Here is a 2,110-nt window from a genome sequence, read left to right as displayed (position 1 = left end):
GGGTGGGAGAGTAGGTCGCCGCCGGACAACCATTCACCAAAGGCCCACCCCTCACGGGGTGGGCCTTTGGCATACCCCCAACACACCACAGCCCCAGCACCCACCCGTGCCGGGGCCTTCCCGTCCCCGGACACAAACGCTCGGTCACCGGAGACCCAGGAGCCGGCTCAGCGCGAGCAGCGCATAGGGGAGCGACCCGATCACGAGCCCGCTACCGATCGCGAGCGCGATCACGGCGCTGCGGTGCACGCGGACGAGCGCCCCGGCCGCGACGACGAGGAGCCCCCCGCCCACGAGGGTCGTCAGGAAGAGCATGGGCGACATGGCGAGCGCTGGCACCGCCGCAGCCCACAGCCACCAGGAACGCACCGCCACGGCCCACGGGTGTCCGACCTGGGAACGTTCGGGTGGGGCGGACATGGTCGTATCGTCCCGCCGGGATGCGGGTGCCGCACGTCGCATCGCGCGGCCTGCCGCCTGACGCACACCGTCTGCACGGGTGGTGAGCCGGTAGCCTTCCAGGGAGGCGATGGCCGGACCGCGTCGCCGCACAAGGGTTCAGGAGGAACACGTGGTTACCCGCATCACCGCACGCAACGCACGCTTTCAGGTACTGCAGACGTTGCTCGCGAACAGGACCAAGCGTCATCGTGCGGGCGAGTTCATCGTGCAGGGAGTCCGGCCCATCAACCTCGCGATCGAGCACGGCTGGGACGTCCACACCCTGGTGTACGACGCGGACCGGTCGCTCTCGCCGTGGGCCCGCGGCCTGCTCGCTTCCCTCCCCGACGCAGAGAAGATCGCGATGGCCGCGCCCCTGCTCGGGGAGCTCAGCGAGAAGTCCGAGGGCGTGGCCGAGCTCCTCGCCGTCGTCGCGATGCGCCCGGACGACCTCACGCGGATCCCCGTGCCCGCGGACTTCCTGGGCCTGGTCTTCGACCGGCCGACGCAGCCGGGCAACATCGGGTCGATCATCCGGTCGGCCGACGCGTTGGGCGCGCACGGCGTGGTCACGACGGGGCATGCCGCCGACGCGTACGACCCGAAGTCGGTGCGGGCCTCCACCGGCTCGTTCTTCGCGGTACCGACGGTCCGGGCGGAGTCTCCCCTCGAGGTCATGGACTGGGTCGAGAGCCAGCGCTCGAGCGGTGTGCCGATCGTCGTCGTCGCGACCGACGAGGACGGTGAGGCCGCGATCTCCGACTACGACCTGACGGGGCCGACCCTGCTGCTGATCGGCAACGAGACCGCCGGACTGTCCCGAGCATGGCGCGAGGCCGCGGACGTCACGCTCAGCATCCCGATGGCCGGCGCAGCCAGCTCGCTCAACGCCGCCAACGCGGCATCGATCGTCCTCTACGAGGCCCGTCGGCAGCGCTCGACGACGTAGCCTCCGCGCCGCACGCAGGTCTTCACCGCGAACCCGGACGACGTCGGACGTGCTGGCTGCGCTACCGTCCGCGGGTGACCGCCGCACCGCGACCGATCCTCTTCCTCGACGTCGACGGAACGCTCCTGCCGTTCGGTGGCCCAGGAATGCCGTCGGCCCCAGGCCCACCCGGGTCCTGGACCGCGGCGTCGAACCCCCACCTGTCGCGTGTCGACCGGAACCTCGGCCCGTTGCTGGCCGGGCTGGGGTGCGAGCTGATGTGGGCGACGGCATGGATGCAGGACGCGAACGAGGTGATCGCGCCCCTGCTCGGTCTTCCTCCGCTGCCGGTGGCAGACCTTCCTGCCTACTCCGGCGACCGTGGCGCCGACAGCCTGCAGTGGAAGACGAGGGCACTGGTCAGGACCGCAGCGGGACGCCCGTTCGTCTGGGTCGACGACGTGATCGGGCAGGTCGACCGGGGGCGGGTCGAGGCCGACCACCCTGCGCCCGCCCTCCTGCACCAGGTCGAGCCCTCTGTCGGGTTGACCGTGCCGGACGTCGCCGTGATCGCGGCCTGGCTCCGTGTGCTTCCCGCCGCAGGGTGACGTCTGGTCCCCGTCCGGCTCGTCTCCCGTGACCGGGCCTAGATGTACTGACCCGTTGCGTTGTTGATTCGGTCGATGGGTCGTAGGCCGCCGATGCCGAGGTGGGGTCGTTCCAGGTTGTAGTGGTTGAGCC

3 protein-coding genes are annotated in these 2,110 nt (G+C 70.8%); 2 read left to right on the top strand and 1 reads right to left on the bottom strand.

Annotated features, from left to right (window positions below; genetic code table 11):
• Window positions 1-144: 144 nt before the first annotated feature.
• The gene (locus NHG27_RS18930; protein ID WP_497017353.1) at window positions 145-420 is read right to left on the bottom strand and encodes a hypothetical protein; all 276 of its coding nucleotides are present in this window, start codon (window positions 418-420) and stop codon (window positions 145-147) included.
• A gap of 151 nt (window positions 421-571) precedes the next feature.
• Between NHG27_RS18930 and NHG27_RS18925 the strand changes: the two genes are divergently transcribed.
• Together NHG27_RS18925 and NHG27_RS18920 are read left to right on the top strand one after the other, a co-directional pair.
• Window positions 572-1,390, top strand: a complete 819-nt coding sequence (locus NHG27_RS18925; RefSeq protein ID WP_497017352.1) for a TrmH family RNA methyltransferase — start codon at window positions 572-574, stop codon at window positions 1,388-1,390.
• A gap of 74 nt (window positions 1,391-1,464) precedes the next feature.
• Window positions 1,465-1,977: an HAD domain-containing protein gene (locus NHG27_RS18920; RefSeq protein ID WP_497017351.1), complete on the top strand. Its 513-nt coding sequence runs from the start codon at window positions 1,465-1,467 to the stop codon at window positions 1,975-1,977.
• The last annotated feature ends 133 nt before the right edge of the window (window positions 1,978-2,110 follow it).

The organism is Oerskovia sp. 140933, assembly GCF_059651515.1.
Note: the sequence above shows the minus strand (reverse complement) of the source record. Positions and strands in the feature narration are given on the sequence as shown.

What these genes read in the sequence shown, in the direction of transcription:
- NHG27_RS18930 (WP_497017353.1), bottom strand. Translation starts at nt 420, where the DNA reads ATGTCCGCCCCACCCGAACGTTCCCAGGTCGGACACCCGTGGGCCGTG.